Origin of the sequence: Thiomonas bhubaneswarensis, from assembly GCF_001418255.1 — a bacterium.
Lineage (GTDB): Bacteria > Pseudomonadota > Gammaproteobacteria > Burkholderiales > Burkholderiaceae_C > Thiomonas > Thiomonas bhubaneswarensis.
The window spans coordinates 127,450-152,751 of record NZ_LIPV01000008.1; the positions used below are offsets into that span (position 1 = coordinate 127,450).

Annotated in this window: 23 protein-coding genes and 1 pseudogene; 13 read left to right on the forward strand and 11 right to left on the reverse strand. The window is 66.7% G+C overall.

The features are described from left to right. The first annotated feature begins 7 nt into the window (after window positions 1-7). Entirely contained in the window at window positions 8-874 is an 867-nt protein-coding gene (locus ASC45_RS11655) for a CoA transferase (protein WP_055451209.1), read from the forward strand. Next, window positions 862-1,839 (forward strand): alpha/beta hydrolase, encoded by a 978-nt coding sequence (locus ASC45_RS11660; protein ID WP_055451261.1) that lies wholly within the window; start codon window positions 862-864, stop codon window positions 1,837-1,839. The genes ASC45_RS11655 and ASC45_RS11660 overlap by 13 nt, the downstream gene beginning before the upstream one ends. Window positions 1,840-1,846: 7 nt before the next feature. Here the strand turns inward: ASC45_RS11660 and ygfZ are convergent, their stop codons facing one another. Continuing rightward, window positions 1,847-2,791, reverse strand: coding sequence for a CAF17-like 4Fe-4S cluster assembly/insertion protein YgfZ (gene ygfZ, locus ASC45_RS11665; RefSeq protein WP_055451210.1), 945 nt, complete (start codon window positions 2,789-2,791; stop codon window positions 1,847-1,849). A gap of 80 nt (window positions 2,792-2,871) precedes the next feature. On the opposite strand from ygfZ, the gene mltG reads away from it, so the two are divergent. From mltG to ASC45_RS11695, 6 genes are read left to right on the forward strand one after another with little or no spacing between them, the layout of a single operon-like run. Beyond that, window positions 2,872-3,873, forward strand: a complete 1,002-nt coding sequence (gene mltG / locus ASC45_RS11670; RefSeq protein ID WP_174514720.1) for an endolytic transglycosylase MltG — start codon at window positions 2,872-2,874, stop codon at window positions 3,871-3,873. Beyond that, on the forward strand, window positions 3,870-4,517 hold the full coding sequence (gene tmk, locus ASC45_RS11675; protein ID WP_055451212.1) for a dTMP kinase: 648 nt from the start codon (window positions 3,870-3,872) through the stop codon (window positions 4,515-4,517). The genes mltG and tmk overlap by 4 nt, the downstream gene beginning before the upstream one ends. Next, entirely contained in the window at window positions 4,514-5,521 is a 1,008-nt protein-coding gene (locus tag ASC45_RS11680; protein ID WP_055451213.1) for a hypothetical protein, read from the forward strand. The genes tmk and ASC45_RS11680 overlap by 4 nt, the downstream gene beginning before the upstream one ends. Window positions 5,522-5,524: 3 nt before the next feature. Beyond that, a complete protein-coding gene (locus ASC45_RS11685) occupies window positions 5,525-5,899 on the forward strand; it encodes a PilZ domain-containing protein (protein WP_055451214.1) in 375 nt (124 codons plus the stop codon). A gap of 11 nt (window positions 5,900-5,910) precedes the next feature. Beyond that, complete coding sequence (locus ASC45_RS11690; protein ID WP_055451215.1) at window positions 5,911-6,693, forward strand: TatD family hydrolase; 783 nt, start codon at window positions 5,911-5,913, stop codon at window positions 6,691-6,693. 34 nt (window positions 6,694-6,727) lie between these two features. Beyond that, the gene (locus ASC45_RS11695) at window positions 6,728-7,402 is read left to right on the forward strand and encodes an ankyrin repeat domain-containing protein (RefSeq protein WP_055451216.1); all 675 of its coding nucleotides are present in this window, start codon (window positions 6,728-6,730) and stop codon (window positions 7,400-7,402) included. Window positions 7,403-7,551: 149 nt separating this feature from the next. Here the strand turns inward: ASC45_RS11695 and ASC45_RS11700 are convergent, their stop codons facing one another. After that, window positions 7,552-9,816, reverse strand: a complete 2,265-nt coding sequence (locus ASC45_RS11700) for an arginine/lysine/ornithine decarboxylase (protein ID WP_055451217.1) — start codon at window positions 9,814-9,816, stop codon at window positions 7,552-7,554. A 92-nt stretch (window positions 9,817-9,908) separates the two neighbouring features. Here ASC45_RS11700 and ASC45_RS11705 point away from each other — a divergent pair, with 92 nt between their 5' ends. From ASC45_RS11705 to ASC45_RS11715, 3 genes are read left to right on the forward strand one after another with little or no spacing between them, the layout of a single operon-like run. Continuing rightward, window positions 9,909-10,394, forward strand: a complete 486-nt coding sequence (locus ASC45_RS11705) for an NfeD family protein (protein ID WP_055451218.1) — start codon at window positions 9,909-9,911, stop codon at window positions 10,392-10,394. Between the two features lie 39 nt (window positions 10,395-10,433). Then, window positions 10,434-11,339, forward strand: a complete 906-nt coding sequence (locus ASC45_RS11710) for an SPFH domain-containing protein (protein WP_055451219.1) — start codon at window positions 10,434-10,436, stop codon at window positions 11,337-11,339. Next, window positions 11,336-12,154, forward strand: coding sequence for a ferritin-like domain-containing protein (locus ASC45_RS11715; RefSeq protein WP_055451220.1), 819 nt, complete (start codon window positions 11,336-11,338; stop codon window positions 12,152-12,154). The genes ASC45_RS11710 and ASC45_RS11715 overlap by 4 nt, the downstream gene beginning before the upstream one ends. Window positions 12,155-12,335: 181 nt before the next feature. Here the strand turns inward: ASC45_RS11715 and ASC45_RS11720 are convergent, their stop codons facing one another. From ASC45_RS11720 to ASC45_RS11740, 5 genes and pseudogenes are all read right to left on the reverse strand, one after another. After that, window positions 12,336-12,869 carry a DUF924 family protein gene (locus ASC45_RS11720; RefSeq protein ID WP_055451221.1) on the reverse strand — a complete coding sequence of 178 codons (534 nt, stop codon included), beginning with the start codon at window positions 12,867-12,869 and terminating at the stop codon, window positions 12,336-12,338. Between the two features lie 16 nt (window positions 12,870-12,885). Continuing rightward, window positions 12,886-13,386, reverse strand: coding sequence for a Crp/Fnr family transcriptional regulator (locus ASC45_RS11725; protein ID WP_055451262.1), 501 nt, complete (start codon window positions 13,384-13,386; stop codon window positions 12,886-12,888). Window positions 13,387-13,457: 71 nt separating this feature from the next. Further along, window positions 13,458-14,054 carry a MarC family protein gene (locus ASC45_RS11730; protein ID WP_055451222.1) on the reverse strand — a complete coding sequence of 199 codons (597 nt, stop codon included), beginning with the start codon at window positions 14,052-14,054 and terminating at the stop codon, window positions 13,458-13,460. Between the two features lie 15 nt (window positions 14,055-14,069). After that, entirely contained in the window at window positions 14,070-15,023 is a 954-nt protein-coding gene (xerD, locus tag ASC45_RS11735) for a site-specific tyrosine recombinase XerD (RefSeq protein WP_055451223.1), read from the reverse strand. 97 nt (window positions 15,024-15,120) lie between these two features. Continuing rightward, window positions 15,121-15,606: pseudogene (locus ASC45_RS11740) on the reverse strand (methylated-DNA--[protein]-cysteine S-methyltransferase); the annotation flags it as partial. Between the two features lie 57 nt (window positions 15,607-15,663). Between ASC45_RS11740 and ASC45_RS11745 the strand changes: the two are divergent. Next, complete coding sequence (locus tag ASC45_RS11745; protein WP_055451263.1) at window positions 15,664-17,190, forward strand: protein adenylyltransferase SelO; 1,527 nt, start codon at window positions 15,664-15,666, stop codon at window positions 17,188-17,190. Window positions 17,191-17,216: 26 nt separating this feature from the next. Continuing rightward, window positions 17,217-17,633, forward strand: coding sequence for a peptide-methionine (R)-S-oxide reductase MsrB (gene msrB / locus ASC45_RS11750; RefSeq protein ID WP_425427628.1), 417 nt, complete (start codon window positions 17,217-17,219; stop codon window positions 17,631-17,633). On the opposite strand, the gene ASC45_RS11755 is transcribed toward msrB, so the two are convergent. The 4 genes from ASC45_RS11755 to smc are packed head-to-tail and all read right to left on the reverse strand — an operon-like array spanning window position 17,603 to window position 25,258. Then, the gene (locus ASC45_RS11755; RefSeq protein WP_055451225.1) at window positions 17,603-18,565 is read right to left on the reverse strand and encodes an ROK family protein; all 963 of its coding nucleotides are present in this window, start codon (window positions 18,563-18,565) and stop codon (window positions 17,603-17,605) included. The two genes, msrB and ASC45_RS11755, sit on opposite strands and share 31 nt — an antisense overlap. Continuing rightward, entirely contained in the window at window positions 18,558-20,627 is a 2,070-nt protein-coding gene (gene ligA, locus ASC45_RS11760) for an NAD-dependent DNA ligase LigA (RefSeq protein WP_055451226.1), read from the reverse strand. Before ligA ends, ASC45_RS11755 begins: the two co-directional genes overlap by 8 nt. A 16-nt stretch (window positions 20,628-20,643) precedes the next feature. Further along, window positions 20,644-21,699, reverse strand: coding sequence for a cell division protein ZipA C-terminal FtsZ-binding domain-containing protein (locus ASC45_RS11765; RefSeq protein ID WP_055451227.1), 1,056 nt, complete (start codon window positions 21,697-21,699; stop codon window positions 20,644-20,646). Between the two features lie 31 nt (window positions 21,700-21,730). After that, window positions 21,731-25,258 (reverse strand): chromosome segregation protein SMC, encoded by a 3,528-nt coding sequence (gene smc / locus ASC45_RS11770; protein WP_055451228.1) that lies wholly within the window; start codon window positions 25,256-25,258, stop codon window positions 21,731-21,733. Between the last annotated feature and the right edge of the window lie 44 nt (window positions 25,259-25,302).

The window sequence follows — 25,302 nt, forward strand, 5'->3', positions numbered from 1 at the left end:
CGCCACCATGCCCGCCACCGATCGTCTCTATCCCCGTCACCCCCGCGGTTTCAAGCCGCTGCTCGGCGTTCGCATCGCCACCCTGGCGCTGAATCTGCCCGGACCGGCCGCAGCCGCGCGCCTGAAGGCGCTGGGTGCCGAGGTGGTGAAAATCGAGCCGCCCGGCGGCGACCCGATGGCGCAGATGTCGCCCGCGCTGTACCGCGCGATGCACAAGGGCGTGCCGGTGCGCACCCTTGATCTGAAATCGCAAGAGGGTCAGACGGAGCTGCAGGAGGTCTTGCAGCAAAGCGACTTGCTGCTCACCGCGTTCAGGCCCGCGGCCCTCAAGCGACTGGGGCTGGATCGGCGCAGTCTGGCTGCGCGATACCCTCGGCTGAGTGCGGTGTTCATTTTCGGCTATCCAGGGGCTCAGGCTCACCTTGCGGGCCACGACCTCACGTTTCAGGCCGAAGCGGGGCTGATCGACTCGGCCCGCCTGCCCACCACGCTGCTGGCCGACATGATGGGCGCCATGCTGGTCTGTGAAGCGGCCTTGGCTGCGCTGCTGCAGGCGAAGCTGCAAGGGCAGGGCGCGCAGCTCGACATCGCCCTGTCCGACGCTGCCGGTTTTGCCGCCGTCCCGCGCGCGCTGGGCATGACGGTTGCGGGCGAGCTGCTCGGTGGCGCACTGCCCGAGTATGGCGTTTATGTTTGCGCCGACGGCTTGGTGGCCATCGCCGCGCTCGAACCGCATTTCCAGCGCGCATTGGCGCAGGTGGCGCAAGGCACGACGCGGCGCTCGATCGCCCGCTGGTGCAAGGCCCATAGCGCAGCGCAACTGAACGCACTGACCAGGCAGCACGATCTGCCGCTATGGGCATGGACGACCTGACGCCAGAGCGCCCCGCGGAGGCCGAGCTGACGCAGCGCATGCGCGAGCTGCTGCAACGCATCGCTCGCGCGGGTCAGCCCCCATTCTGGACGCAGACGCCGCAACAGGCCAGGGACAGCTATGCGCGCATGGCCCAGTTGCTCGACTTCGCCCCGACCGCACTGCCCGTCGTCGATGACCTCGACTGCCCGAGCCGCGACGGCACGCGGCTGACGCTGCGTCGCTATGCCACCCGCGCGGCGGACTGGCAGGCGCCGCTGCCCGCACTTCTTTATCTGCACGGCGGCGGTTTCGTCGTCGGCAGTCCGGCTACCCACGATGCGCTGTGCCGCCAGTTGGCGCTGCGCTCCGGCTGGATGGTGTTGTCGCTGGATTACCGGCTTGCGCCCGAACACCGCTTTCCCGTGGCGTTCAACGACAGTTGGGACACCCTGCAATGGCTGGCGGCGCATGGCGACATGCTCGGCGTGGACACACAGCATCTGGCCGTGGGCGGTGACAGCGCCGGAGGCACCCTGGCCGCGGCCTGCGCCCTGGCCGCACGCGACGCGCACCTGCCGCTGGCGCTGCAACTGCTGTTCTATCCGGGCATGGGCAGCGGTCACGACACGCCTTCGCAACGGCGCTATGCCCACGGCTTTCTGCTGGAACGCGACCAGATCGACTGGTTTTTCAACCTCTACCTGCGCGACCCGCGAGATGCCGACGACTGGCGCTTCGCGCCGCAACACGCGGCCGAGCATCGTGGGGTCGCCGCCGCATGGATTGCGGTGGCCGGCTGCGACCCGCTGCGCGACGAGGGCCTGGCCTACGCCGCGCAGTTGCGCCGGGCGGGCGTTGCCGTCCAGGCCCAAGAATGGCCGGGCGTGACCCACGATTTCATCAAGATGAGCCGCGCCTTGCCCGAGGCCGAACAGGCGGTCGAGGCCGCGGCGCAGGCCTTGCGCGCCGTCGCGCCGCCGTGAGCGCGCGTTACTGCGGCACCGTGAGCGTGTAGGGCAGGGCGCTCACCTGCAAGGCCGGGCCGTCGATGCTGCCCAGGTGCAGCCCGGGTTGTTCGGTCAGGGCGATTTTCAGCTCCGCCAGGGCCCACCAGGTGCCCGTAGCATCGGCTGCGGCGTTGACCACCACGCCACAGGGCTGACCAGGGTCGGCGCTGTGCACCACCTCCTGCGCGGGTTGCATCGCCGAAGAGCTCGAGACCAGATAGGTGCGGCGCTTGAGCGTGCCGCGGTACTGGCTGCGCGCCACCACCTCCTGCCCGGGATAGCAGCCCTTCTTGAAGCTCACCCCGCCGATCAGCTCGAAATTGAGCATCTGCGGCACGAACATCTGCTGCGTGGCCGCCACCAGATGCGGCAGCCCGGCGCGGATGTTCGCAAGCGCCCAGTCGGACGGGGAAAGGGGCGGCAGCGCTGCAAGCCGGGCGTGCAGGGCGGCCTGCGTCGGCTCCCCGACTTCCGCGAGCAACAGACAGCGCACACTCGCGTCAGCCTGAGGCAGGCGCAGCAGCAAGGCGCCGCCATCGATCTGGCGCACCGACCAGGGCTGGTTGGGCGGGACGAGATCGGGCGGATAGGCTTCGGCCGATTCGGCCAGCAGCCCGTAGCGCGCCCATTGCACGCTGGCGTCGCTGAGCGTGCATTTCAGTCGCAGCACAAACATGCGCAGACGCTGCAGCGCGGCAGCAGCAATCGAGGCGTCGAGCAAAAGCGCGATCTGCTCCGGGCCGATTTTCACCGCAATGAAGTCCGCCAGCATGCGGCCCTGGGGGTTGAGGAGTGCCGCCAGCCGCGCGTCTTCAGATTTCCAGTGCTGGAAATCCTGACTGAGCTGCGCGTGCAGCAGATCGGCGCCTTGAGGCCCGGAAACGAGCAGGAGCGACAACGAATCGAGGGAGCAGGACGACAGAGGCATGGAGAGGCAGAGGCGGGGAGGACAGGCCCTACTATAGGAAGGTTTCCCGCACCGGGCGCGCTGCCTGCCCTCATTCCAATATCGTGCGCTTGCTCAAAAAACTTCTGATCCTCGCCCTGGTCGCGATGCTGGCGCTCATCGGCGCCGGGGCCTGGTGGGCCAGCCAACCCATCGCGCTGCGCGAGAGTCCGCTCGATTTTTCGGTCAAGCCGGGCAGCTCCGCGCTGTCGGCTGCAAAACAGATCCGTGAACAGGGCGCCGACCTTCAGCCTCGCCTGTTCTATTGGCTCGCCCGCATCACCGGCCGTGGCGCCGAGCTCAAGGCCGGCAGCTACGAAATCACCACGGGCATATCACCCTGGAGCCTGCTCGAGCGCATGGCGCGGGGCGATCAGACCCTGCTGGCCGTCACCATTCCCGAGGGCTGGACGTTCAGGCAAATGCTGCAGACCCTGGCCTCGGCGCCCGGCTTGCAGCACGACGTCGGCGATCTGACTCCACAGCAGATCATGCAGCGCATCGGCGCCCCTCCACAGATACCGCCCGAAGGAGCGTTTTTCCCCGACACCTACCTCTACGCCCGCGGATCGTCGGAGATCGACGTGCTGCGCCGCGCCTACCAGGCGATGCAAAAGCGCCTGGCTGCGGCGTGGGCGCAGCGCGCGCCCGACCTGCCGCTGAAAACCCCGGAGCAGGCGTTGATCCTGGCTTCGCTCATCGAGAAGGAAACCGGCGACGCCGCGGACCGCGACAAGATCGCCGCCGTGTTCATCAACCGCCTGCGCGCCGGCATGCCGCTGCAGAGCGACCCCACGGTGATCTACGGCATGGGGCTGCGGTTTCAGGGCAATCTGACCAAGCGCGACCTGCAGACGCCGACGGCCTACAACACCTACGTCATCAACGGCCTGCCGCCCACGCCCATTGCCTTGCCCGGCGAGGCCTCGCTGTATGCGGCGCTGCATCCGGCGCCCATCAAGGCGCTGTACTTCGTCGCGCGCGGCAATGGGTCGAGCCAGTTCTCCGACACCCTGGCCGAGCACAATGCCGCTGTGGCCCGTTACATCCTCAAAACACCATGAGCGCACTCAATCCCTACCGCCCCGGCCTGTTCGTCTCGCTCGAAGGCATCGACGGCGCCGGTAAATCGACGCAACTGCAGGCCGTGGTCGACGTGCTGCGGGCCGCAGGCCGTCAGGTCGTGCTGACCCGTGAGCCGGGCGGCACCGAGATCGGTGAAAAGATCCGCGAACTGTTGCTGCACCAGTCGATGCATCCGGCCACCGAGGCCCTGCTGATGTTCGCGGCGCGGCAGGAGCATGTGCTGCGGGTCATCGAGCCTTCGCTGCTGGGCGGCGCGGACGTGGTCTGCGACCGCTTCACCGCGGCGACCCTGGCCTACCAAGGTGGCGGCAAGGGCGTTCCTGCCGAAAGGCTCGAAGCCCTGGCGCGCTGGGTGCATCCGGGGCTGCTGCCCGACGTCATCGTGCTCATCGACGTCCCTCCCGAGGTGGCCGCGCAACGTCTGGCGCAGACCCGTCAGCGTGACAGGTTCGAGCAGGAAAGCGTGGACTTTTTCGCCCGCGTGCGCGCCAACTATCTGCAGCAGGCCGCCGCGTCGCCCGACCGATGGCTCGTCGTCGATGGCACCCAGTCGCCCGAAGCGGTGCAAGGCATCATCACACAGCACTTGAAGAAAGCGCTTCAACTGTTTGAATCAAAATGAATTCAGCCTGGCTGATTCATGCTCCGCAAGGTTATGGCAAATGGCCTTTGCTGCAGCGCGCAGCGGCGGCGCTGCTTTGTGAAGCGCCGCTGAGTCTTGCGGCTTCGGGACCGGCGACCGACCGCCTGCCCCCAGCACTGACGGCGCAGCAGGCCTGCGGCCACTGTGCTAGTTGCGCCTTGCTCGCTGTCGGCACTCACCCGGACTTTCTGGTGGCCGCTCCCGAGGCGATGTGGCCTCAGCTCGGTCTCCATCTGGCCGAGGAGCCGGCGGCCAAGTCGGATGCTAAGTCGGCGGCCAGTCAGGACATCCGCATCGAGCAGATCCGGCGCCTGAATGATTGGGCGGTAGCCACCAGTCACCGCGGGCGGGCCAAAGTGGCCCTCATCTATCCGCTCGACGCGCTCAATCCCGCCGCGGCCAACGCTCTTCTCAAGACCCTGGAGGAGCCGCCGGAGGATGTGCATTTTCTGCTCGGCGCGCACCGCATCGACGCGGTACTGCCCACCCTGCGCAGCCGCTGTCGGCTGGTGGCTCTGCCTCGCCCCGGGTCGGCAGAGGCCCAGGCGCAGTTGGGGCAGATCGGCAGCGCCGGGGCGAAAGAAGCCGTGCTCGCCTGGTCGCAAGGCGCCGTCTATCAGCCCAACCCCGCCGCGGGCCTGGAATGGGCCGAGAGCCTGATCGACGCCATGGCTCGGCCATCTGCCGAGAAGGTGTCGTCGTCGAGCCTGCCGCCCCCGCCCGATCCCGCCGTTGGCGTCTCGGCCTTGCTGAAAATCGCGTCCGACCTGCAACGCGTGCAGGTGGGCGCGCCGCCGCTTTACCTGCCGCAGAAGGCCCAGGCCCTTGCCACGCTGGCGGGTCGAACCTCGGCCTTGAGGCTGGCCAATGCCCTGCAAATCTGGACGGACCAGCAACGGCTCGCGGGGTTTCCGCTGAACCAGGCACTCGCCAGCGACGCACTGCTCCTAAAATTCGCCCAGCTTTTCTCCCGAGGAGATTGATCCATGGCGACGCCCCCCCGCCCCGCAGCCGCTGCAGCGAACAAACCCCGCGTGCTTCAGCTCGCCATCAAGGAAAAACCGGCGCTGTACGCGTCGTACATTTCGTTTTTTCCCGAGGGTGGCATCTTCGTCCCGACGCCGCACGAGTATCGGCTGGGGGAGGGCGTCTACCTGCTGCTGACCATCGTCGACGATCCGCAGCGCTATCCCGCCGAAGGCAAGGTGGCGTGGATCAACCCGGCCAACGCCGCCAATCACCGCCCTCAGGGCATAGGCGTACGCTTTCCCGCCGACGACAAGGCCCGGCAACTCAAGGTGAAGATCGAGGAAGCCCTGGGCGCCGCCGAGGCCAGCGGCAAGCCGACCAATACCATCTGAATCCCCCGCCCATGACCGCCGCACTGACCGACTCGCATTGCCATCTCGCCTATCCGGGCCTGGAGGAACGGCTGGACGAGGTGCTGGCGAACATGCAGGAACGGGGCGTGACGCGGGCGCTCAATATCTGCACTACGCTGGAAGAGTTCGGCGAGGTGCATGCCATCGCCCTGCGTTATCCGGGCGTCTGGGCTTCGGTGGGCGTGCACCCGGACAACGAAGGCGCGCGCGAACCCACGGTCGAAGACCTGACACAGCGGGCCGTTCTGCCCCGGGTCGTGGGCATCGGTGAGACCGGGCTCGACTACTACCGCTTGGGCGAACGCACGGTGGCCGACATGGAATGGCAGCGCGAGCGGTTTCGCGTGCACATCCGCGCCGCGCTGCAGCTCGACAAGCCCCTGATCATCCACACCCGCGCCAGCGCCGATGACACCCTGGCCATTCTGCGCGATGAAGGGCAGGGCCGCGCGCGCGGGGTGATGCACTGCTTCACCGAAAACTGGGATGTCGCACGCCGCGCCCTCGATCTGGGCTTCTACATTTCCATCGCGGGCATCGTGACGTTCAAAAACGCGCAGGCGCTGCGAGATGTGGCCGTCCAGATTCCCGCCGACCGCCTGCTGATCGAAACCGACAGCCCGTATCTGGCGCCCATGCCCCATCGCGGCAAGACCAACGAGCCCGCCTTTGTCGCCTATGTCGCCGACTACCTGGCCGAACTGCGAGGCGAGGACAAGGTCGAACTCGCGGCGCAGACGAGCGAAAACTTCACACGACTATTTCTGCAATGAATCAGGTAGTTGTGTTCAAAATTTAAAGTAGAGTATGAATCAATTTCGGCGCCATTTCATGCAGTCAGCCGCGGCTACCATGCTCGCCGTGGGCACGGGGCGATGGGCGCAGGCCGGCGCCTACACCGATTTCTTTCGCGCCGTCCAGATCGACGACGTGGGCGCCGTGCAAAGCCTGCTGGCGCAGGGTTTCGATCCCAATGCGGTGGACAGCAAGGGCAATTCCGCGCTCTACCTGGCGTTGCGCTACAAAGCGCTCAAGGTCGCCAAGGTGCTGATCGAGAACCCGCACATCCATCTCAATCAGCTCAACCCCTCAGACGAAAACGCGCTGATGATTGCCTGCCTGCAGGGCGACCTGGGTATCGTCAAACTCATGGTCGACAAAGGCGCCGAGATCAACAAACCGGGGTGGACGCCGTTGTCCTACGCGGCCACCCGTGGGCATACCGAGATCGTGAAATATCTGCTCGATCATTCCGCCTACATTGATGCCGCAGCGCCAAATGGCTCGACGCCGCTGATGATGGCCGCATATTTCGGCTACGACAGCACGGTGAAGCTGCTGCTCGAAGAAGGCGCCGATCCCAGGTTGAAGAATGCCATGGGCTACACGGCGCTCACACTGGCCACGAATATGCACCACAAGGACATCGCCGACATGATTGTCAAGGCGCTGGGCAAGGATAGACCGCAGGGAAGCTGGTAGCGGGAAGTTGGTCAGGACGTGTCACTGCGCTCGTCGGGCTCAACTAAAAGCGAGCATATGTGCATTATGTTAACTGACGTACATAGCCATGAACGGCTGGGAATCCAGACAAGGCGGCGTTGCCGCCCGCCCCGTCGTCGCCATGGATCTCAGGTCGCGTTCTGCACGCAGTCCACGTAATAGCGTTTGTTGCCGCTGGTGTCGGTTTCCGTCACCAGTCCGTGCACGTCGGTGGCAAATCCTGGAAAACGAAGATTGAAGTCGCGGGCGAACTGCAGGTAGCGCATGATGGGCGCGTTGAAACGCTCGCCCGGAATGAGCAGCGGAATGCCCGGCGGATACGGCGTGACCAGCGCCGCGGTGATGCGCCCCTCGAGCTGGTCGATCTCCACGCGCTCGATGTCGCGGTGCGCCATCTTGGCGTAGGCCTCGGTCGGTGTCATCGCCGGCTGCAGGTCGGAGAGATACATCTCAGTGGTCAGCCGCGCCACGTCTTTCTCCCGATAGGCCTCGTGGATCTGCTGGCACAGGTCGCGCAGCCCGATGCGTTCGTATTTGGGGTTCTGCGCCACGAACTCGGGCAGGATGCGCCACAGCGGCTGGTTGCGGTCGTAGTCGTCCTTGAACTGCTGCAGCGCCGTCACCAGGGTGTTCCAACGGCCCTTGGTGATGCCGATGGTGAACATGATGAAAAAGCTGTAAAGCCCGGTCTTCTCGACGATCACGCCATGCTCGGCGAGGAATCGCGTGACGATGGCCGCAGGAATGCCGGTGGCGTCAAAGTCGCCGTTGATGTTCAGCCCCGGCGTGACGATGGTCGACTTGATCGGGTCGAGCATGTTGAAGCCATCGGCCACCGCGCCGAAGCCGTGCCAATCGTCGGCAGCCCTGAGCAGCCAGTCGTCGCGTGCGCCGGTGCCCTCTTCCGCCAGTGCATCCGGCCCCCAGACCTTGAACCACCAGTCCTGGCCATAGTCGGCTGCGACCTTGCGCATGGCGCGGCGGAAGTTCATGGCTTCGAGAATGCTTTCCTCGACCAGCGCGGTGCCGCCCGGCGGCTCCATCATGGCCGCGGCCACATCGCACGAGGCGATGATGGCGTACTGCGGCGAGGTGGAACTGTGCATCAGGTAAGCCTCGTTGAAGCGGTGGAAGTCGAGCTGCTGGTTCTGCGCGTTCTGCACCAGGATCTGCGAGGCCTGGCTCAGGCCCGCAAGCAGCTTGTGCGTGGACTGCGTGGAAAACACCATCGCTTCCTTGGTGCGCTCGCGGTTGGGGCCGATGGCGTGCATGCCGCGGTAGAAGTCGTGAAACGCCGCGTGCGGCAGCCACGCTTCGTCGAAATGCAAGGTGTCGATGTGGCCGTCGAGCATCTGCTTGATGGCATCGACGTTGTAGAGCACGCCGTCGTAGGTGGACTGGGTGATGGTGAGCACCCGCGGCTTGACCTTGCCTGCCAGATGCGCGGTGAGCGGGTTCTGCGCGATCTTGCGGGCGATGTTGTCGGGCTGGAACTCGGCCAGCGGAATCGGCCCGATGATGCCGTAGTGATTGCGCGTGGGCGTGAGGAAGACCGGCAGCGCCCCGGTCATGATGATGGCGTGCAGGATGGACTTGTGGCAGTTGCGATCCACCACCACCACGTCGCCCGGCGCCACGGTGGAGTGCCACACCATCTTGTTCGAGGTGGAGGTGCCGTTGGTGACGAAAAACAGATGGTCGGCGTGGAAGATGCGCGCCGCATTGCGCTCGCTCGCGGCCACCGGGCCGGTGTGGTCGAGCAACTGGCCGAGTTCTTCGACCGCGTTGCACACGTCGGCACGCAGCAGGTTTTCACCGAAGAACTGGTGGAACATCTGTCCCACGGGGCTTTTCAGAAAGGCGACGCCGCCCGAGTGCCCCGGGCAATGCCACGAGTAAGAGCCATCGGCCGCGTAGCCGGTGAGCGCGCGGAAGAACGGCGGCGCCAGCGACTCCATGTACGCACGCGCTTCGCGGATGATGTGACGCGCCACGAACTCGGGCGTGTCCTCGAACATGTGGATGAAGCCGTGCAGCTCGCGCAGGATGTCGTTCGGGATATGCCCGGAGGTGCGCGTTTCGCCGTAGAGATAGATGGGGATTTCGGCGTTGCGGAAACGAATTTCCTCGATGAAGGCCCGCAGCGAATGCAGCGCCGCAGCCTCGACGCCCTCCTCCGCCGTGGCGAACTCCTCGTCGTCGATGGAGAGAATGAAGGCGCTGACCCGGCTTTGCTGCTGCGCGAAGCTGGAGAGGTCGCCGTAGCTGGTCACGCCGAGCACCTCCATGCCTTCCTTCTCGATGGCCTGAGCCAGCGCGCGAATGCCCAGACCAGAGGAGTTTTCCGAGCGAAAATCTTCGTCGATGATGACAATGGGAAAGCGAAAGTGCATGACGGCTCCGGCGCGGAAGGAATAAAGTGCGAGAGTGTAGGAAATCTGCGTGAAGCGTCTTTCACGCTTGCTTTGAGAAGGGAGTAAGCAAGATGGACAACCCGACCGCCTGGTGGATTCTGGCCGGCTTCTTCGTCGCCATGGAGCTGCTCAGCGGCACCTTCTACCTGCTCATGCTCGCCATCGGTGCCGTGGCCGGGGCACTGGCCGCGCACGCCGGTCTGGATCCGCAGTGGCACTGGGTGGCCTTCACGGTCGTAGGCGGCGGCGCGGTGGTGGCGCTCTATCTGTCGCGGCGCACTTTCGGCAAGCGCACCAGCATCGAGGCCCGGCACGACAACCTCGATCTGGGTGCCACAGTCGATGTCACCGGCTGGTCTGCCGACGGCGCGGCGCGGGTGCACTACCGCGGCTCCGACTGGTCGGCCCGGCTTGCGCGTCGTGGCCCTCTGTGCACCGGCCCGCACCGCATCGCCGGGCAGGACGGCAATGTGCTGCTGATCGAGCCGCTGCCCGCAGCGTCCGCCCCGCCCGAACCGGCGGCAGGTGGCCTGCATGTGCCGCACAACTCCCACTGACCTCCGTCCCCTGCCCTTTCCTTTTCCCAGAGAGCCATCATGGAAATCGCCATCATCCTGGCCATCATCGCCGTGCTGTTCGTCAGCCGCGGCATCAAGATCGTGCCGCAGCAGAACGCCTGGATTCTGGAGCGCCTCGGGCGCTATCACTCCACGCTGCAACCGGGGCTGAACATCATTATTCCCTTCATCGACAGCGTGGCCTACAAGCATTCGCTCAAGGAGATTCCCCTCGACGTGCCCAGCCAGGTCTGCATCACCAAGGACAACACCCAGCTCACCGTGGACGGCGTGCTGTATTTTCAGGTGACCGACGCCATGCGCGCGAGTTACGGCTCGTCCAACTACATCGTCGCCATCACCCAGTTGGCGCAGACCACGCTGCGCTCGGTGGTCGGCAAACTGGAGCTGGACAAGACCTTCGAAGAGCGCGAGTTCATCAATCACAGCGTGGTCAACGCCCTCGACGAAGCCGCCGCCACCTGGGGTGTCAAGGTGCTGCGCTATGAAATCAAGGATCTCACCCCGCCCACCGAAATCCTGCATGCCATGCAGCGACAGATCACCGCCGAGCGTGAAAAGCGGGCCGTGATCGCCAAATCCGAAGGCGAGCGGCAGCAGCAGATCAACCTCGCCGAAGGTGAGCGCCAGGCTTTCATCGCCCGCTCCGAAGGGGAAAAGCAGGCCGCGATCAATACGGCCCAGGGCGAAGCCGCGGCCATCGAAGCGGTGGCCAATGCAACGGCGCATGCGCTGGAAGTCGTGGCCGCCGCCATCCAGAAACCCGGTGGCAGCGAGGCGGTGCAACTCAAGGTGGCGCAGCAGGGACTCGACGCCTATGCGGGTCTGGCCAAATCGAGCACCACCCTGGTCGTTCCCAACGACATGAGTCAGGCCGCAGGACTGATCGCCTCGGCCATGACGGTGCTGAAGAAAACGCAGTGAGCAGGGGCGATGCACCCCAATGCGCGCGTGCGCAGGCGCTCGCCGCCCTGATCGAGCCCGATCCGAGCGCCAAGGTTGAGCTGGCCCTTGCGCTGCGTGAAGATCTCCGAACCGGTCGGGCGTTGATCGACCCTGGTCGAACCCTGCGGCCCGAGCGGCACACCGCCCTGCCCGGCCGCCCCGCCCGGCCCGAACTGATCGCCGCGCAGCAGATGCCCCGACGCAACCCGCGCGACCCGCAGGGCCACGCCGCGCTGCTGCACGCCATTGCCCACATCGAGTTCAACGCCATCAATCTGGCGCTAGACGCGGTGTGGCGATTCTCCGGTCTGCCCGAAGATTTCTACCGCGACTGGATCGGCGTCGCCGCCGAGGAGGCCGAGCATTTCAGCCTGCTGCGCGCGCATCTCCATGATCAGGGCGGCGCTTATGGCGACTTTCCGGCGCACAACGGCCTATGGGACATGGCCGAGAAAACTGCCGGCGATCTGCTGGCCCGCATGGCGTTGGTGCCGCGCACCCTCGAAGCCCGTGGGCTGGACGTCAATCCGAGCATCCGCGCCAAGCTCGCCGCTGCCGACGATGCGCGCGGTGCCGAGATTCTCGACCGCATCCTCGCCGACGAAATCGGCCATGTCACCATCGGCAACCGCTGGTATCACTGGGCCTGCGCCCGCGCGGGGCTGAACCCATTGACCGCCCATGACGACCTCGCCGAGCAATACGGCGCGCCGCGCTCCAGGCCCCCGTTCAATCGCGAGGCCCGGTTGCAGGCGGGGTTCAGCGCGGCGGAACTGGAATGGATGTCGCGCTAAGGATTAAACCCAGATCGTCCATTAGGCGGCACTGCGTGCCTGCACGGGCGCTGGCGGTCGATTTGGGCGTCTTTGCCCCCGCGCTTCGCGCCCATAGCTTGGGCTATGGGCTTGTCGCGCCGGGCCAAATCCATCCCCAACCCGCCTCGCCATCATCCCGTGCCCTCATGAACAATCTGGGTTAAAACGACGAACCGGGCTGGCGCAGAAACTCAAGCTCTTCGTCGGTCGAGACTCGGCCAAGAATGGCGTTTCGGTGCGGGTAGCGACCAAATCGATCGATGATGGCCTTGTGCCGCAGGGCGAAGGAGTAGTTGATGGGGCGGCCGTTTTCGCGGAACAGGCGCTCGGCTTCCACCTGCACCGCGCGCGATTCGCTGTGCATGTAGGGCATGTAGAGAAACGCCCGATGCGACGGCTCCAGTGTCCGGTCGGCGCCGCAGGCCACGGCCTCTTGCGCCAGCGCCAGGGCCAGCGGGTCGGTGGCGAAGGCCGCAGGCGTGCCGCGGAACATATTGCGCGAAAACTGATCGATCACGATGATCTCGGCTAGACGCCCTTCAGGCGCGCTGCGCCACTCCCATAGCTCGCATCGGCTTGCCCTCTCGTGCAGCGCGCTGAAGCGCCTGCGAATCAGAGCATCGAAGGCCGGATCGACCCTGAACCACTGCTCAGGCTGGCTCTCGGTGAACCAGAAGTGCAGGACTTCATCCATCGGCTTGCAGCGCGGCTTACCGCCCCGTGCGGTGGATGTAGCGGTTGAGTTGCGCCATGTCAGAGGAAGTGCGGCGATAGAGGTGGTCGAGGCTGATGATGGCCACTTCCAGCAGCAGCACCGCCAGCAGCGGGCGCTCCAGGCGCAGGCGGTCGTACATCTTGCGGCTGATGCGCAGCAGGCGGGTGTCTTCGCCGGCGCGCAGGCGAACCTCGCGCGGCTTGCGGTCGAAGAAGCTCATTTCGCCCAGCATCTCGCCGGGCTGGATCTTGCCGACCTCCATCTCGCTCTCGGGCAACTGCGCCATGAGGCAGCCCTGGCCTTCGAGCACGAAGAAAAGGCTTTCGCCGACCTGGCCGATGTCGGCGATGACCTCGCCCTTCTTCGGCGCCATCAGGTCGCAGTAATCGAGAAAGTCGTGAATTTCACGGCGGGTGAGGATGCTGGTGTCAACCAATTGGCCGAGAAAATGCGCCAGGGCTTCGCGGTCTTCCGTAGTGATGGTCAGTCGTTCCATGGTGATCTGTGACGTGGAGACATTCGGCAGCGCTATCGTATCGACGCCACCTGCGTTTTCATAGCGCAACATCAAAGCCCAAAATAACTGCGGATGCCCGACAGCAGCATGTTGACGGCGATGGCGGTGAGGATCAGGCCCATGAGCTTTTCGGCGGCGTTCATCACCGAGTCGCCCAGCCACTTGAGCAGGGTCTCGGCCATCAGCAGCAGACCGCCGGTCAGCGCCACAGCGGAACTCAGCGCGCCCACCCAGGTCCAGATTTCGCCAGGCTGGCGCGAGGCTAGCAGCAGCACCGTGGCCAGCGCCGACGGTCCGGCGAGCAGCGGCACGGCCAGCGGAAAGATCAGCGGCTCGCGTCCGCCTTCGCCGCCGAAGATTTCGGAGGTGGTGGAAAAAATCATCTTGATCGCCACCAGCAGCAGAATGACGCCACCGGCCACTTCGATCGACGGCTGGCTGAGGTTCATCAGCTTGAGAAACCCATGTCCGCCGAACATGAAGGCGAGCAGCACGACGTAGGCAATGCCGATCTCGCGCAGCGCCACGGGCAGGCGCCGCTTGGGAGGCAGCTTGCGCATGACCGCGATAAAAAAAGGCAGATTGCCGAACGGGTCGAGAATCAGCAACAGCAAGACGAAGGCGGACCAGAAGTTGTCTTGGGCCATGATGCGGTGGACGTCTCAGGCGCGGGGGTGGTGGCGGGTATGAAGCACCTTGAGCCGCTCGCGCGCGATGTGGGTGTAGATCTGCGTGGTCGAAATATCGGCATGACCGAGCAGCAATTGCACCACACGCAGATCGGCGCCGTGATTGAGCAGATGCGTGGCGAAGGCGTGACGCAGGGTGTGGGGCGAGAGGGGCACGTCGATGCCCGCCTGCCTCGCGTAGACCTTCAGGCGCATCCAGAACATCTGCCGGGTCATGCCGACCGCTTCGCGGGCGCTCTGCCCGCTGCGGGCGGTGACGAACAGAAACGGACTGTCGCGCCCCTGCAGCAGTTCATGCCGCGCAGTGCGCAGATACTGTTGCAGCCAGTCGTGCGCCGCAGCGCCGAAAGGCACCAACCGCTCCTTGCCGCCCTTTCCCGCGATGTGCACCACGTCCTGATCGAGCGAAAGCCGCACCACGGGCAGCGCCACCAGCTCGCTCACGCGCAGGCCGCTGGCGTATAGCAGTTCGAGCATGGCGCGGTCGCGCAAACCCAGCGGGGTGTTCACGTCGGGGGCGACGATCAGGGCCTCGACCTGGGCCTCGCTCAGGGTCTTGGGCCGGCGTGGTGGCTGGCGGGCGGTGTCGAGCTGCAGGGTCGGATCGTCGCTGCGCAGATGTTCGCGCAGCGCCCAGCGGTAAAACCGGCGCAGCACCACCAGACGGCGGTTCGACGACGTGGCCTTGCTCTGCGCGAAGCGAGCTGCGATATAGGCCTGAACGTCGCGCATGGCCGCATCGACCAGCGGTGGACGATGCGTAAACGCCAGCCAGCGCGCCATCAGGGTGAGATCGCGCCGGTACGCGGCCAGGGTGTTGCTCGACAGACCATCCTCCAGCCAGAGAGCTTCGCAAAACCGCTCGATCACCGAGGCGCAGGCTTGAGGCGCGGGCGGCCAGTCGCGGTGGACCGGCGGTTCAGCCATGAGCGCCACCGCACGGCCGCCCGAAGGTGGCGCTCGACTCCCTCGGGGAGTCGAGCGTAGCGAGGAGGGTAGTCCCGTGAGCGAGCGCCAGGCGGCTCTCGTGCTGAATCAGCCAGCGCTTGACGCCCAGCAGATACCCCGACTCGGCGGTGGAATGGGCAAAACCGCCCAGACCGCCTCGCGCCACGATGCGATGGCACGGCACGATGGGCGCGAACGGATTGGCGCCGCAGGCCTGCCCCACGGCGCGCGCCGCGCTGTGCAGTTCTGCGGCGGCGTCGCCGTAGGTGCGGGTGCGGCCCGGCGGAATCAGTCGCAGCAACGCCCACACCCTTTGCTGGTAGGGCGTGCCCGCCGCCGTCAGGGGAAGGTCGAAGACATGCGAGGGATCTTCGGCATAGGCCTGCAGTTGCGCCGCCAGTTCGCGGCACAACGCTCCAGCGGGTGGCACCAGGGCGGTGTCCGGCGGGAGGTAGGCCAGATGCTGCACGGCATCTTGGCTGCAGAACAGCCCCATGCGACCGAACGGAAGGGCGATGACCGCATCTGGATTGCCGAGAGAGAGGCTGTTAGCAGGCTGCATGACAGAAAGGATACCCCGATGCCCGCCGGGGCACCGGCTTTCTCCGAGAATTCGCGTATGACTCCTGTCGCCCTCGCTCTGGACACGCCCGCCCCCGCGCGAACGGGGCAGACCTGGCCGCCCCTGGCGCATGCCTACGCCACGCTGGGCGATGCGTTCAGCGTGCCCGTGGCGGTCAGTCCCCTGCCCGACCCCGTTCTGGTCGCCAGCAGCGCCCGCGCCGCGGCCCTCGTCGGGCTGTCGCCGCCGCGCAATGCGGCCGAAGAGCACGACTGGGCACTGGCCTTCGGCGGGCATGTCGCGGAGATCAGCGGCGGCAGCCGTGCCACCGTGTACGCGGGACATCAGTTCGGCAACTGGGCCGGGCAGCTCGGCGACGGCCGCGCCCTGCTGCTGGGCGACTGGCCCGATGCCGACGGCGACGGGCGCTGGGAAGTGCAGTTCAAGGGCAGTGGCCGCACGCCCTATTCGCGCATGGGCGACGGCTGGGCGGTGCTGCGCTCCTCCATCCGAGAGTTTCTGTGCTCCGAGGCCATGGCGGCGCTGGGCATACCGACCACGCGGGCACTGTGCCTGGTGGGTTCGACCCGTCCGGTGCGGCGCGAGCGCATCGAAACCGCGGCGATGGTCACAAGGCTGTCGCCAAGTTTCGTGCGCTTCGGGCACTTCGAGCATTTCAGCTACAGCGGGCAGACCGACCAGCTGCGGCAGTTGTGCGACTGGGTGATCGCGCACCACGCCCCGGCCTGCGCCGACGCTCCGCAGCCTGCCCTGGCGCTGCTGCAATGGGTGGTGGACCGCACCGCGCAACTCATCGCGCAGTGGCAGGCGGTCGGCTTCATCCACGGGGTGATGAATACCGACAATATGTCCATCCTCGGCTGGACCATCGACTACGGCCCCTTCGCCTTTCTCGATGCCTACGATCCGCTACACACTCCCAACACGACGGATCGTGGTGGGCGTTACGCCTACGGGCGGCAACCGGCGATCGCGCACTGGAACCTGCTGGCGCTGGGTCAGGCGCTGCTGCCGCTGATCGACGCCCCCGAGTCGGCGCTGGAGGTGATCAACGGCTTCCGGCCGAAGTATGTGCAGGCCATGCAACGCCAGCTTGCGGCCAAGCTCGGCCTCACGCGGCTCTTGCCGGACGACGGCGATCTGTTCCAGGATCTGCTCGACACCCTGCAAGCCAATCACAGCGACTGGACGCTGAGCTTTCGCCATCTCGCCCGGCTTGCCGCCGACGAGCGCGCGCCCATTCCCGCCGCACTCACCGAGCAGGCCCGGCGCGAACCGCAGCGACTGGCCGACTGGGTGGCGCGCTACCGTGCGCGCCTGCGCCTGGAGCCGCGCGGCGATGCCGAGCGCGCGGTGGCAATGAACGCGGTCAACCCCGTCGTCGTGCTGCGTCATCATCTGGCGCAAAACGCCATCGCCCAGGCCGAGGCCGGCGATTTCAGCGAGGTGCGTCGTCTGCTGCGGGCGCTGGAAAACCCGTTCGATGCCGACGCAGCGCCCGCGCACTACACCGAGCCACCGCCCGAGCATGCGCCGCCCGCCTGCCTGTCCTGCTCGTCCTAAAAAGGAGACACATCATGTCCAAGCCGATGCCCCAAGACGCCAACGATGCCCATTGGCGCGACAAACTCACCGAAGAACAGTACCGCGTGACGCGCTGCAGCGCCACCGAGCCGCCGTTCACCGGGCTGTATTGGAATTACCACGGCGACGGCGTGTATCGCTGCGTGTGCTGCGGTACGCCGCTGTTCGATTCGCAGACCAAGTACGAGTCGGGCAGCGGCTGGCCGAGCTTCTGGCAGCCTACCGCCCAGGCCGTCATCCGCGAGGTGCGCGACACCAGCCACGGCATGGTGCGTACCGAGGTGCAATGCAGCCATTGCGGCGCGCATCTCGGCCATGTCTTCCCCGACGGCCCCAACCCCACGGGGCTGCGCTACTGCATCAATTCGGCCGCGCTCGACTTTGCCGAGCGTCAGGGGACTGACGAGAACGGGGTCGCCTGATCGCGCCACAGCCAGGCTGCACCGCGAACTCCCGACGAATCGCCGTGCATCGCGGGCAGCAGCCGGGTGCGCACCTCATCTGAAAACACCCACGCGCCCCAGCGCTGCGGCACTTCGGTGTAAAGCTCGCCCACATTGCTCATGCCGCCGCCCAGCACGATGACCTCCGGGTCAAGCAGGTTGATGACATGCGCCAGCGCCCGCGCCAGGCGGTCGCAATAGCGGATGAAACTGGCGCGCGCCGCCGCATCGCCCCTGCGCATGGCCGCGGTGATGTCATGCGCCGCAAGCTGCTGCCCGGTGTGCAGGGCATGGTCGGCGGCGAAAGCCGGGCCGCTCAACCAGGTTTCGATGCAACCCTGAAGGCCGCACCAGCAGCGCGGGCCGGGCAGTTCGCCCCAGGCCGATGCTGTTCGCGGCCACGGCAGCGGGTTGTGCCCCCATTCGCCGGCCACGGCATTGCAGCCCAGCCAGTCGCGTCCGCCGATGGCGATGCCCGCGCCCACGCCCGTACCGAGGATGACCGCGAACACCAGGCGCGCGCCCTGCCCTGCGCCGTCGATGGCCTCGCTGACGGCCAGACAGTTGGCGTCGTTGTGCAGCCGCACCGGCCGCGCCAGCAGCGCCTGGAGATCGGCCAGCAAGGGTTTGCCGTTGAGCACCGTGGAATTGGCGTTGCGAATCAACCCACTGTTCGGCGAAATCGACCCCGGTATCGCCACGCCGACCGGCAAGCGCCCGACCCCCATGGCTGCCAGATGGGCATCGGCCTGGGCGACCAGTTCGCCCATGACGCGCAGCGTTGCGGCGTAGTCGCCCTGCGGCGTGGGCCTGCGCTCGCGCAGCAGAAAACGGCCCTGCCCATCGAGCACCGCCACTTCGATCTTGGTGCCGCCGAGGTCGAGGCCGATCAGCGGCGCGGGCTCAGCCATGCGACGTACCCGCCAGCAGAGACTGCAACCCGGCCTCGTCGAGCACCGTCACCCCCAGTTCCTCGGCCTTGGCCAGCTTGCTCCCCGCTTCGGCACCGGCGACGACGAAATCGGTCTTTTTCGACACCGACCCCGCCACCTTGCCGCCCGCCGCTTCGATGAGGGCCTTGGCCTGCTCGCGGCTGAGGGTGGGCAGGGTGCCGGTGAGCACCAGGGTTTTGCCGCTCAAGGGCTTGGGCGCATCGACATCGGGCGCGGTCTCGTCCCAGTGCACACCGCAGGCGCGCAATTGTTCGACGACCTCGCGGTTGTGCGGCTGGTCGAAAAAGGTGCGGATGCTCTGCGCCACCGCCGGTCCGACATCGGGCACCGCCAGCAACTGTTCCAGCGACGCATCGAGAATGGCATCCAGACTGCCGAAATGCCGGGCCAGATCCTTGGCGGTGGCCTCACCCACATGCCGGATGCCCAGCGCGAACAGGAAGCGGGCCAGGGTCGTGGACTTGCTGCGTTCAAGAGCCTGCAGCAGATTGGCCGCGCTTTTTTCGGCCATGCGGTCGAGCGCGGCGAGTTTCATCAGGCCGAGGCGGTAAAGATCGGGCAGCACGCGCACGATGCCGCCGTCAACGAGCTGATCGACCAGCTTTTCGCCCAGGCCCTCGATGTCCATGGCGCGGCGGCTGGCGTAGTGAAGAATGGCCTGTTTGCGCTGCGCCGCGCAGAACAGACCGCCGGTGCAGCGCCAGTCGGCCTCGCCCTCCTCACGCACGATGGCTGAACCGCACACCGGGCACTTGCCGCAGAGTTGCTGGTAGAGGTCGAACGGTTCGCCAGCATCGGCCGGACGGGCGTCGAGGATGACGCCGACGACTTCGGGAATCACGTCGCCGGCGCGGCGCACGATGACGGAGTCACCCACCCGCACGTCCTTGCGCCTCACCTCGTCTTCGTTGTGCAGGGTGGCGTTGGTGACGGTCACGCCGCCGACGAACACCGGCTCGAGTTTGGCCACCGGAGTGAGCTTGCCGGTGCGGCCCACCTGGATATCGATGGCCAGCACGCGGGTGCTGCGCTCCTGCGCCGGGTATTTGTGCGCCACGGCCCAGACGGGCTCGCGGTTGCGAAAGCCGAGTTCGCGCTGCAACGCTAGGCTGTCGACCTTGTAGACCACGCCGTCGATGTCGAAGGGCAGGCTGTCGCGCTCGGCGGCGATGCGGGCGTGGAAGTCGATGAGCGTCTGCGGGCCTGCGCCATGCACCCGCTGCGGCGCCACCGGCAGGCCGAAAGCCTCGAAGGCGTCGAGCATGGCATGGTGGGTGTCGGGCTGGTCGGACCAGCCGACGATCTCGCCCCAGCCGTAGGCGTAGAAGGCCAGCGGCCGCTGCGCGGCAACCCTCGGGTCGAGCTGGCGGATGCTACCCGCCGCGCCGTTGCGCGGGTTGACCAGGGTGGGCAGGCCATGCTCGCGCTGGCGGGCGTTGTAGCGTTCGAAGTCGGCACGTTTCATCAGCGCCTCGCCGCGAATTTCGAGCACTTCCGGCGGGTTGCCCCTGAGTTGCAGCGGCACGCTGCGGATGGTTCTCACGTTCTGCGTGACGTCTTCGCCGGTTTCGCCATCGCCGCGCGTGGCGGCCTGCACCAGCACGCCGCGCTCGTAGCGCAAGCTGATAGCCAGGCCGTCGAACTTGAGCTCCGCCGCGTAGGTCACGGGCGGATCGTCGGGGCCGAGACCGAGCTTGTTGCGCACCCGCAGGTCGAAGGCGACGGCGCCCTGCAGCGTCGTGTCGGTCTCGGTCTGGATCGACAGCATGGGCACGGCATGCCGCACCGGGGCGAAAGCCGGCAGCGGCGAGCCGCCTACGCGCTGGGTGGGCGAATCGGCCGTGCGCAGCTCGGGGTGTTCCTCTTCCAGCCGCTGGAGCTCCTGGAACAGCGCGTCGTAGTCGGCGTCGGGCACCAGCGGCGCGTCGAGCACGTAATAGGCATGGTCGTAGCGCGCCAAATCGGCGCGCAGTTGCGCGGCGCGCTCGGCGGGCTGCGCGAACAGATCGGGTGGAGGCATCGGGCTGGTCGGCGCGTCACGAAAACAGCCGCTGCGCAGCGGCGGAACCCGCGGGCAGGCCGTGCTGATCGAGCACCTCGTACAGCATGTCGAGCTGCTTTTCGATGTGATCGAGCGCGGCGTCGGACAGCGGCGCGTTGTTGTCGTCGACCACGGCGGCGTCGAGGGCGGTGGCGAGTTCGCGGGCGACCTGGCGCATGCGGCTGAAGGGCTTTTGCGCGGCCGGCGCCTGCGGCACTTCGAGCAGCAGCGTGGCGTGGCTCACGGCGGCGGCGCCGTCCGATAAATCGGCGCGGGCATCGAACTGCAGATGAACCAGCGGCGTGGGCGTCTGTTCGACGTCCTGATAGAGCAGGACCATGCGCCCGGCTTCGGCCCCGGGCACGAAGCCCACCGCTTGGGCGCGCTGACGCAAGAAGTCCATCCCCCACGGCACGCTGCGGGCGCGCAGGGTGATGGAGAGCTGGGCATCGTTGTCGTTGGCGAATGCGTCGAGCGAACGGGCCTGATCCAGCGCCTCGGCCATGTCGGGCAGGTCGGGCGCCACCCCGAGCGCGTCGCCGAGCTCGTGGCATTTGGCGATGAACTCGGAAAACTCGATGGCATTGATCGGCCCGGCCCGGTTGCACAACTGCACGGCAGCCTGCAACTCGGCGTACTGCCCCTGAGCCTGCAATGGCTCCCACTTGCCGGTTTCGGCGTGACGGCCCTCGAACAACATGCGCTTGGCGCCGGCCCGCGCGGTCTTGGGCAGGCGCGGCAGCAGCACGTCGCCGGAGCGCACCGGTTCGAGCTGATAGCTGGCGATGGCGTCAATCAGCGGGTCGATCTGCAGCGGCACCAGCCGGGGACGCGGGCCGACGTCCGGCCCCAGCGAGACTGGCTCCACCATGGGACTGTCGGTGGCGATCTGCAGGGTGTCGAGCCCGGCGGGCTCGATGGCGGTCTGCACATCGTCGCCCGGGGTTGCACGCTGGCGCTTGAACTTGCTCGATTGCCAGGTGTTGTAGGCGACGACGGCGGCAATGATAATGGCGCCGATGACGATCAGGGCGGTTTGCAACTGTCCCATCCAGGAATCCTTCGGGGTGTGATGTGAGGGCTCAGGCGGCCTGGGCGAAGCGTAGCGCCGCGTCCATTTCCACGGCAACGGTACGTGAGACGCCCTGCTCCTGCATGGTCACGCCGATGAGCTGGTCGGCCATTTCCATGGCGATCTTGTTGTGCGAGATGAAAAGAAACTGGGTGCTGGCCGACATGTCCTTGACCAGCCGGGCGTAGCGCTCTGTGTTGGCGTCGTCCAGCGGCGCGTCCACCTCGTCGAGCAGACAGAAAGGCGCCGGGTTGAGCTGGAAGATGGCAAACACCAGGGCAATGGCGACCAGCGCCTTTTCGCCGCCGGAGAGCAGGTGAATCGAGCTGTTCTTCTTGCCCGGCGGCTGCGCCATGACCTGCACCCCGGCGTCGAGTATTTCCTCGCCGGTGATGATGAGCCGAGCGTTGCCGCCGCCGAACAGCAGCGGAAACATGCGGCCGAAGTGGTCGTTGATCTGCTCGAAGGTGGTGGCCAGCATGTCGCGGGTTTCGGCGTCGATCTTGCGGATGGCGTCTTCGAGGGTGGTGATGGCGGTTTGCAGATCGTCGTGCTGCGCGTCGAGAAACTGCTTGCGCTCGCGCGCCTGACCGAGCTCGTCGAGCGCGGCCAGATTGACCGCGCCCAGCGCCGCGATGTCGCGCTGCAGCCGGTCGAATTCGCGCCCAAGCGCTGCAGCCTGCACGTCTTCGGGCAGACTGGCGCGCACCGCGTCGATGTCGGCCTGCGCGTCGGCGAGCTGCTGGGCGAACTGCTCGGCCTGCAGTCGGAATTCCTGCTCCTTGAGCTGCAGCTCGGTAATGCGCTGGCGCAGCGGGTCGAGGTCGCGGTCGAGGGTGAGCCGGGCCTCCTCGCGCAGGCGCAGTTGCTGGGCGATGTCGTCGGCCTCGCTGCGCCGCGCGCCCAAGACGGCCTGCGCGCTCTCCTGCTCGGCCAGCGCGGTCTGCAGCCCGGTCTGGGCGCTTTGTTCATTGAGCCGTGCCAGTTCGGCCTGCGCCGCCTCGCGGGCGCTGTGCTGACGGGCGAGTTGCGCCTGAGCCGTCTGCGCTTCGCGCTGCAGATCGGCAAGTTTCTGCTGCAGGCTGCGCACCGCATAGCCGGCCTCGCTCGCCTGCGATTCGAGCTGGCGCTGCTGCGCGCGGGCATCGGCCAGCGCCTGCTGGGCGTCGATCACCACCGTGTCGAGGTCGGCCTGAAGCTGCTGCTGGTCGGCCAAGCGGGCATCTAGCGTCTCGAACCGGGCTTCGCTCTCGGTCTGCTGCGCCAGCAGTTCTTCCGTCTGGGCGTCGATGTCCGCCAGATCGGCTTCGATTTGGCCGTGGCGCGCGGCGCTCTGCTCGGCCTGCTGGGTGAGCTTGAGCAATTCGACCTGCACGGTATGGAGTTGCTGCGTGTCCTGCTGCTGGCGACGCTGCAACGCGGCGAGCTGCTCCTGCGCCTGCCCGAGTTCGTGCTCGGCCTGGTGAAGCTGCGTCCGGCTTTGCTCGGCGATGAGCTGCTCGGCCTTGATCTGGCGCTCGAGGTTGTCGATTTCCTGTTGGCGGGCGAGCACGCCCGACTGCTCCGAGTCGGGGGCGTAGAAGCTCACGCTCTGGCGCGACACGGCGTGCCCTTCGCGGGTTACCAGCAGAGTCTGCGGTGGCAGACCCGCCCGCAGCGCCAGCGCCTGCTGCAGAGTAGGCGCGAGAAACACCGTGCCCAGCCAGTCGTCGAGCAGGCCGGACAGCGCCGCATCGCCGCTGCGCACGCCTTCACGCAAGGGGCGGTAGCCCTCGGGTGCAGCGGCAGATGCCACGGCGCCCGGCGCCTGCACCGCCGCTGAATAGAACGCCAGCTTGGCCGGCGGCACATCGCCGCCGAAGCCTGCGGCCATGTCGAGCTGCCGCAGCTCAAGGGCGGACAGACGCTCGCGCAATACGGCTTCGAGCGCGGTTTCCAGCCCGGTTTCGACCTGCAGGCGCGACCAGAGCGGCGACAGGCCGTCGAGCCCATGCTTGGCCAGCCAGGGACGCAGCTTGCCCTCGGTGAGCACCCGCTCCTGCAGGGCCTTGAGCGCGGCAATGCGCGCACTCGTGGCGGCGAGTTGCGCCGCGGCGGCCTGCTGGGCCTGCTGCGCCTCCTGCCGCGCCTGCTGCCATTCGGGCAGGGCGTCTTCGAGATGTTCGCGCTGCGCACGCGTGGCGTCGAGCTCTTCAGTCAGGCTCTCCTGCTGGCGTTTCAGATCGGCCAGGCGCAGGCTGTCGGGCGCGACCACCGTGCGCTGTTCGGCGCGCAGCCGCTCGGCGCGCTGCTGCAACTGCTGGAGCTGCTGGCTCAGGCTGCGCTGCCGTTCGGCCTCGGCCTGCAGCGCCTGCTGCGCGCCCACGGCTTGGGCGCGCTCGTCGGCGGCGCGCAACTGCGCCTCGCTCAGCGCGGCTTCGAGCGCGGGCAGGGTTTCGCCATGTTCCTGCGCGCGGGCCTGCGCCACTTCGGCCTGAATCTCGGCATCGGCCAGACGCTCGGCCGTATGGGTGGCCTGCTCCACGGCGGCATCGTGCCGCTGTTGCCATTCCTGCACCTGCGCGTCGATGCCCTGCAGCGCCTCTTGGGCACGCTGTCGCCCTTCGAACACGAAACGGATCTCGGCTTCGAGCTGGCTGACGCGCGACTGCGCGGCGTAAAACGTCGCCTGCGCTCGGTTGAGCGCGTCGCTGCTGGCGAACTGCGCCTGACGCAGAGCCTCGATTTCCGCCTCGATGCCACGCTGCTCGGCGATGCGGGCCTCCAGCGCATTCATCGCCTCGCCGCCGGCCAGGGTGATCTGCTGGCGTTTGGCCTGCGCCTCGTCTTGGCGCAGCAGCCAGAGCTGGTGTTGCACCCGGGTCGCGTCGGCCTGCAAGCCCTGATAGCGGGTGGCGACTTCGGCCTGTTGTTCCAGCCGCCCAAGGTTGCTGCCGAGTTCGCGCAGGATGTCCTGCACGCGGGTGAGGTTCTCGCGGGTGTCCTGCAGGCGGTTCTCGGTTTCGCGGCGGCGCTCTTTGTACTTGGACACGCCGGCGGCTTCTTCGAGCATCATGCGCAGATCTTCCGGACGCGACTCCAGAATGCGGGTGATGGTGCCCTGACCGATGATGGCGTAGGAGCGCGGCCCCAGGCCGGTGCCGAGAAAAATGTCGTGCACGTCGCGGCGGCGCACGGCTTGGTTGTTGATGAAATAGCTCGACGTGCCGTCGCGGGTGAGCACGCGCTTGATGGCGATTTCGGTGAACTGGCCCCACTGCCCGCCAATGCGGTGATCGCTGTTGTCGAACACCATTTCCACGCTGCAACGGCTGGCCGCCTTGCGCTGGCCGCTGCCATTGAAGATGACGTCCTGCATGGATTCGCCGCGCAGTTCGCTCGCCTTGCTCTCGCCCAGCACCCACCTCACCGCGTCGATCACGTTCGATTTTCCGCAACCGTTGGGCCCGACGATGCCACTGATGCGACCGGGAAACGGCAGCGTCACAGGTTCGGCAAACGACTTGAACCCGGCCAGGCGAAGAGAGGTCAAACGCATCTATGCTGTCTAACTATTTGATTTAACTAAGACTTTACGCTTCT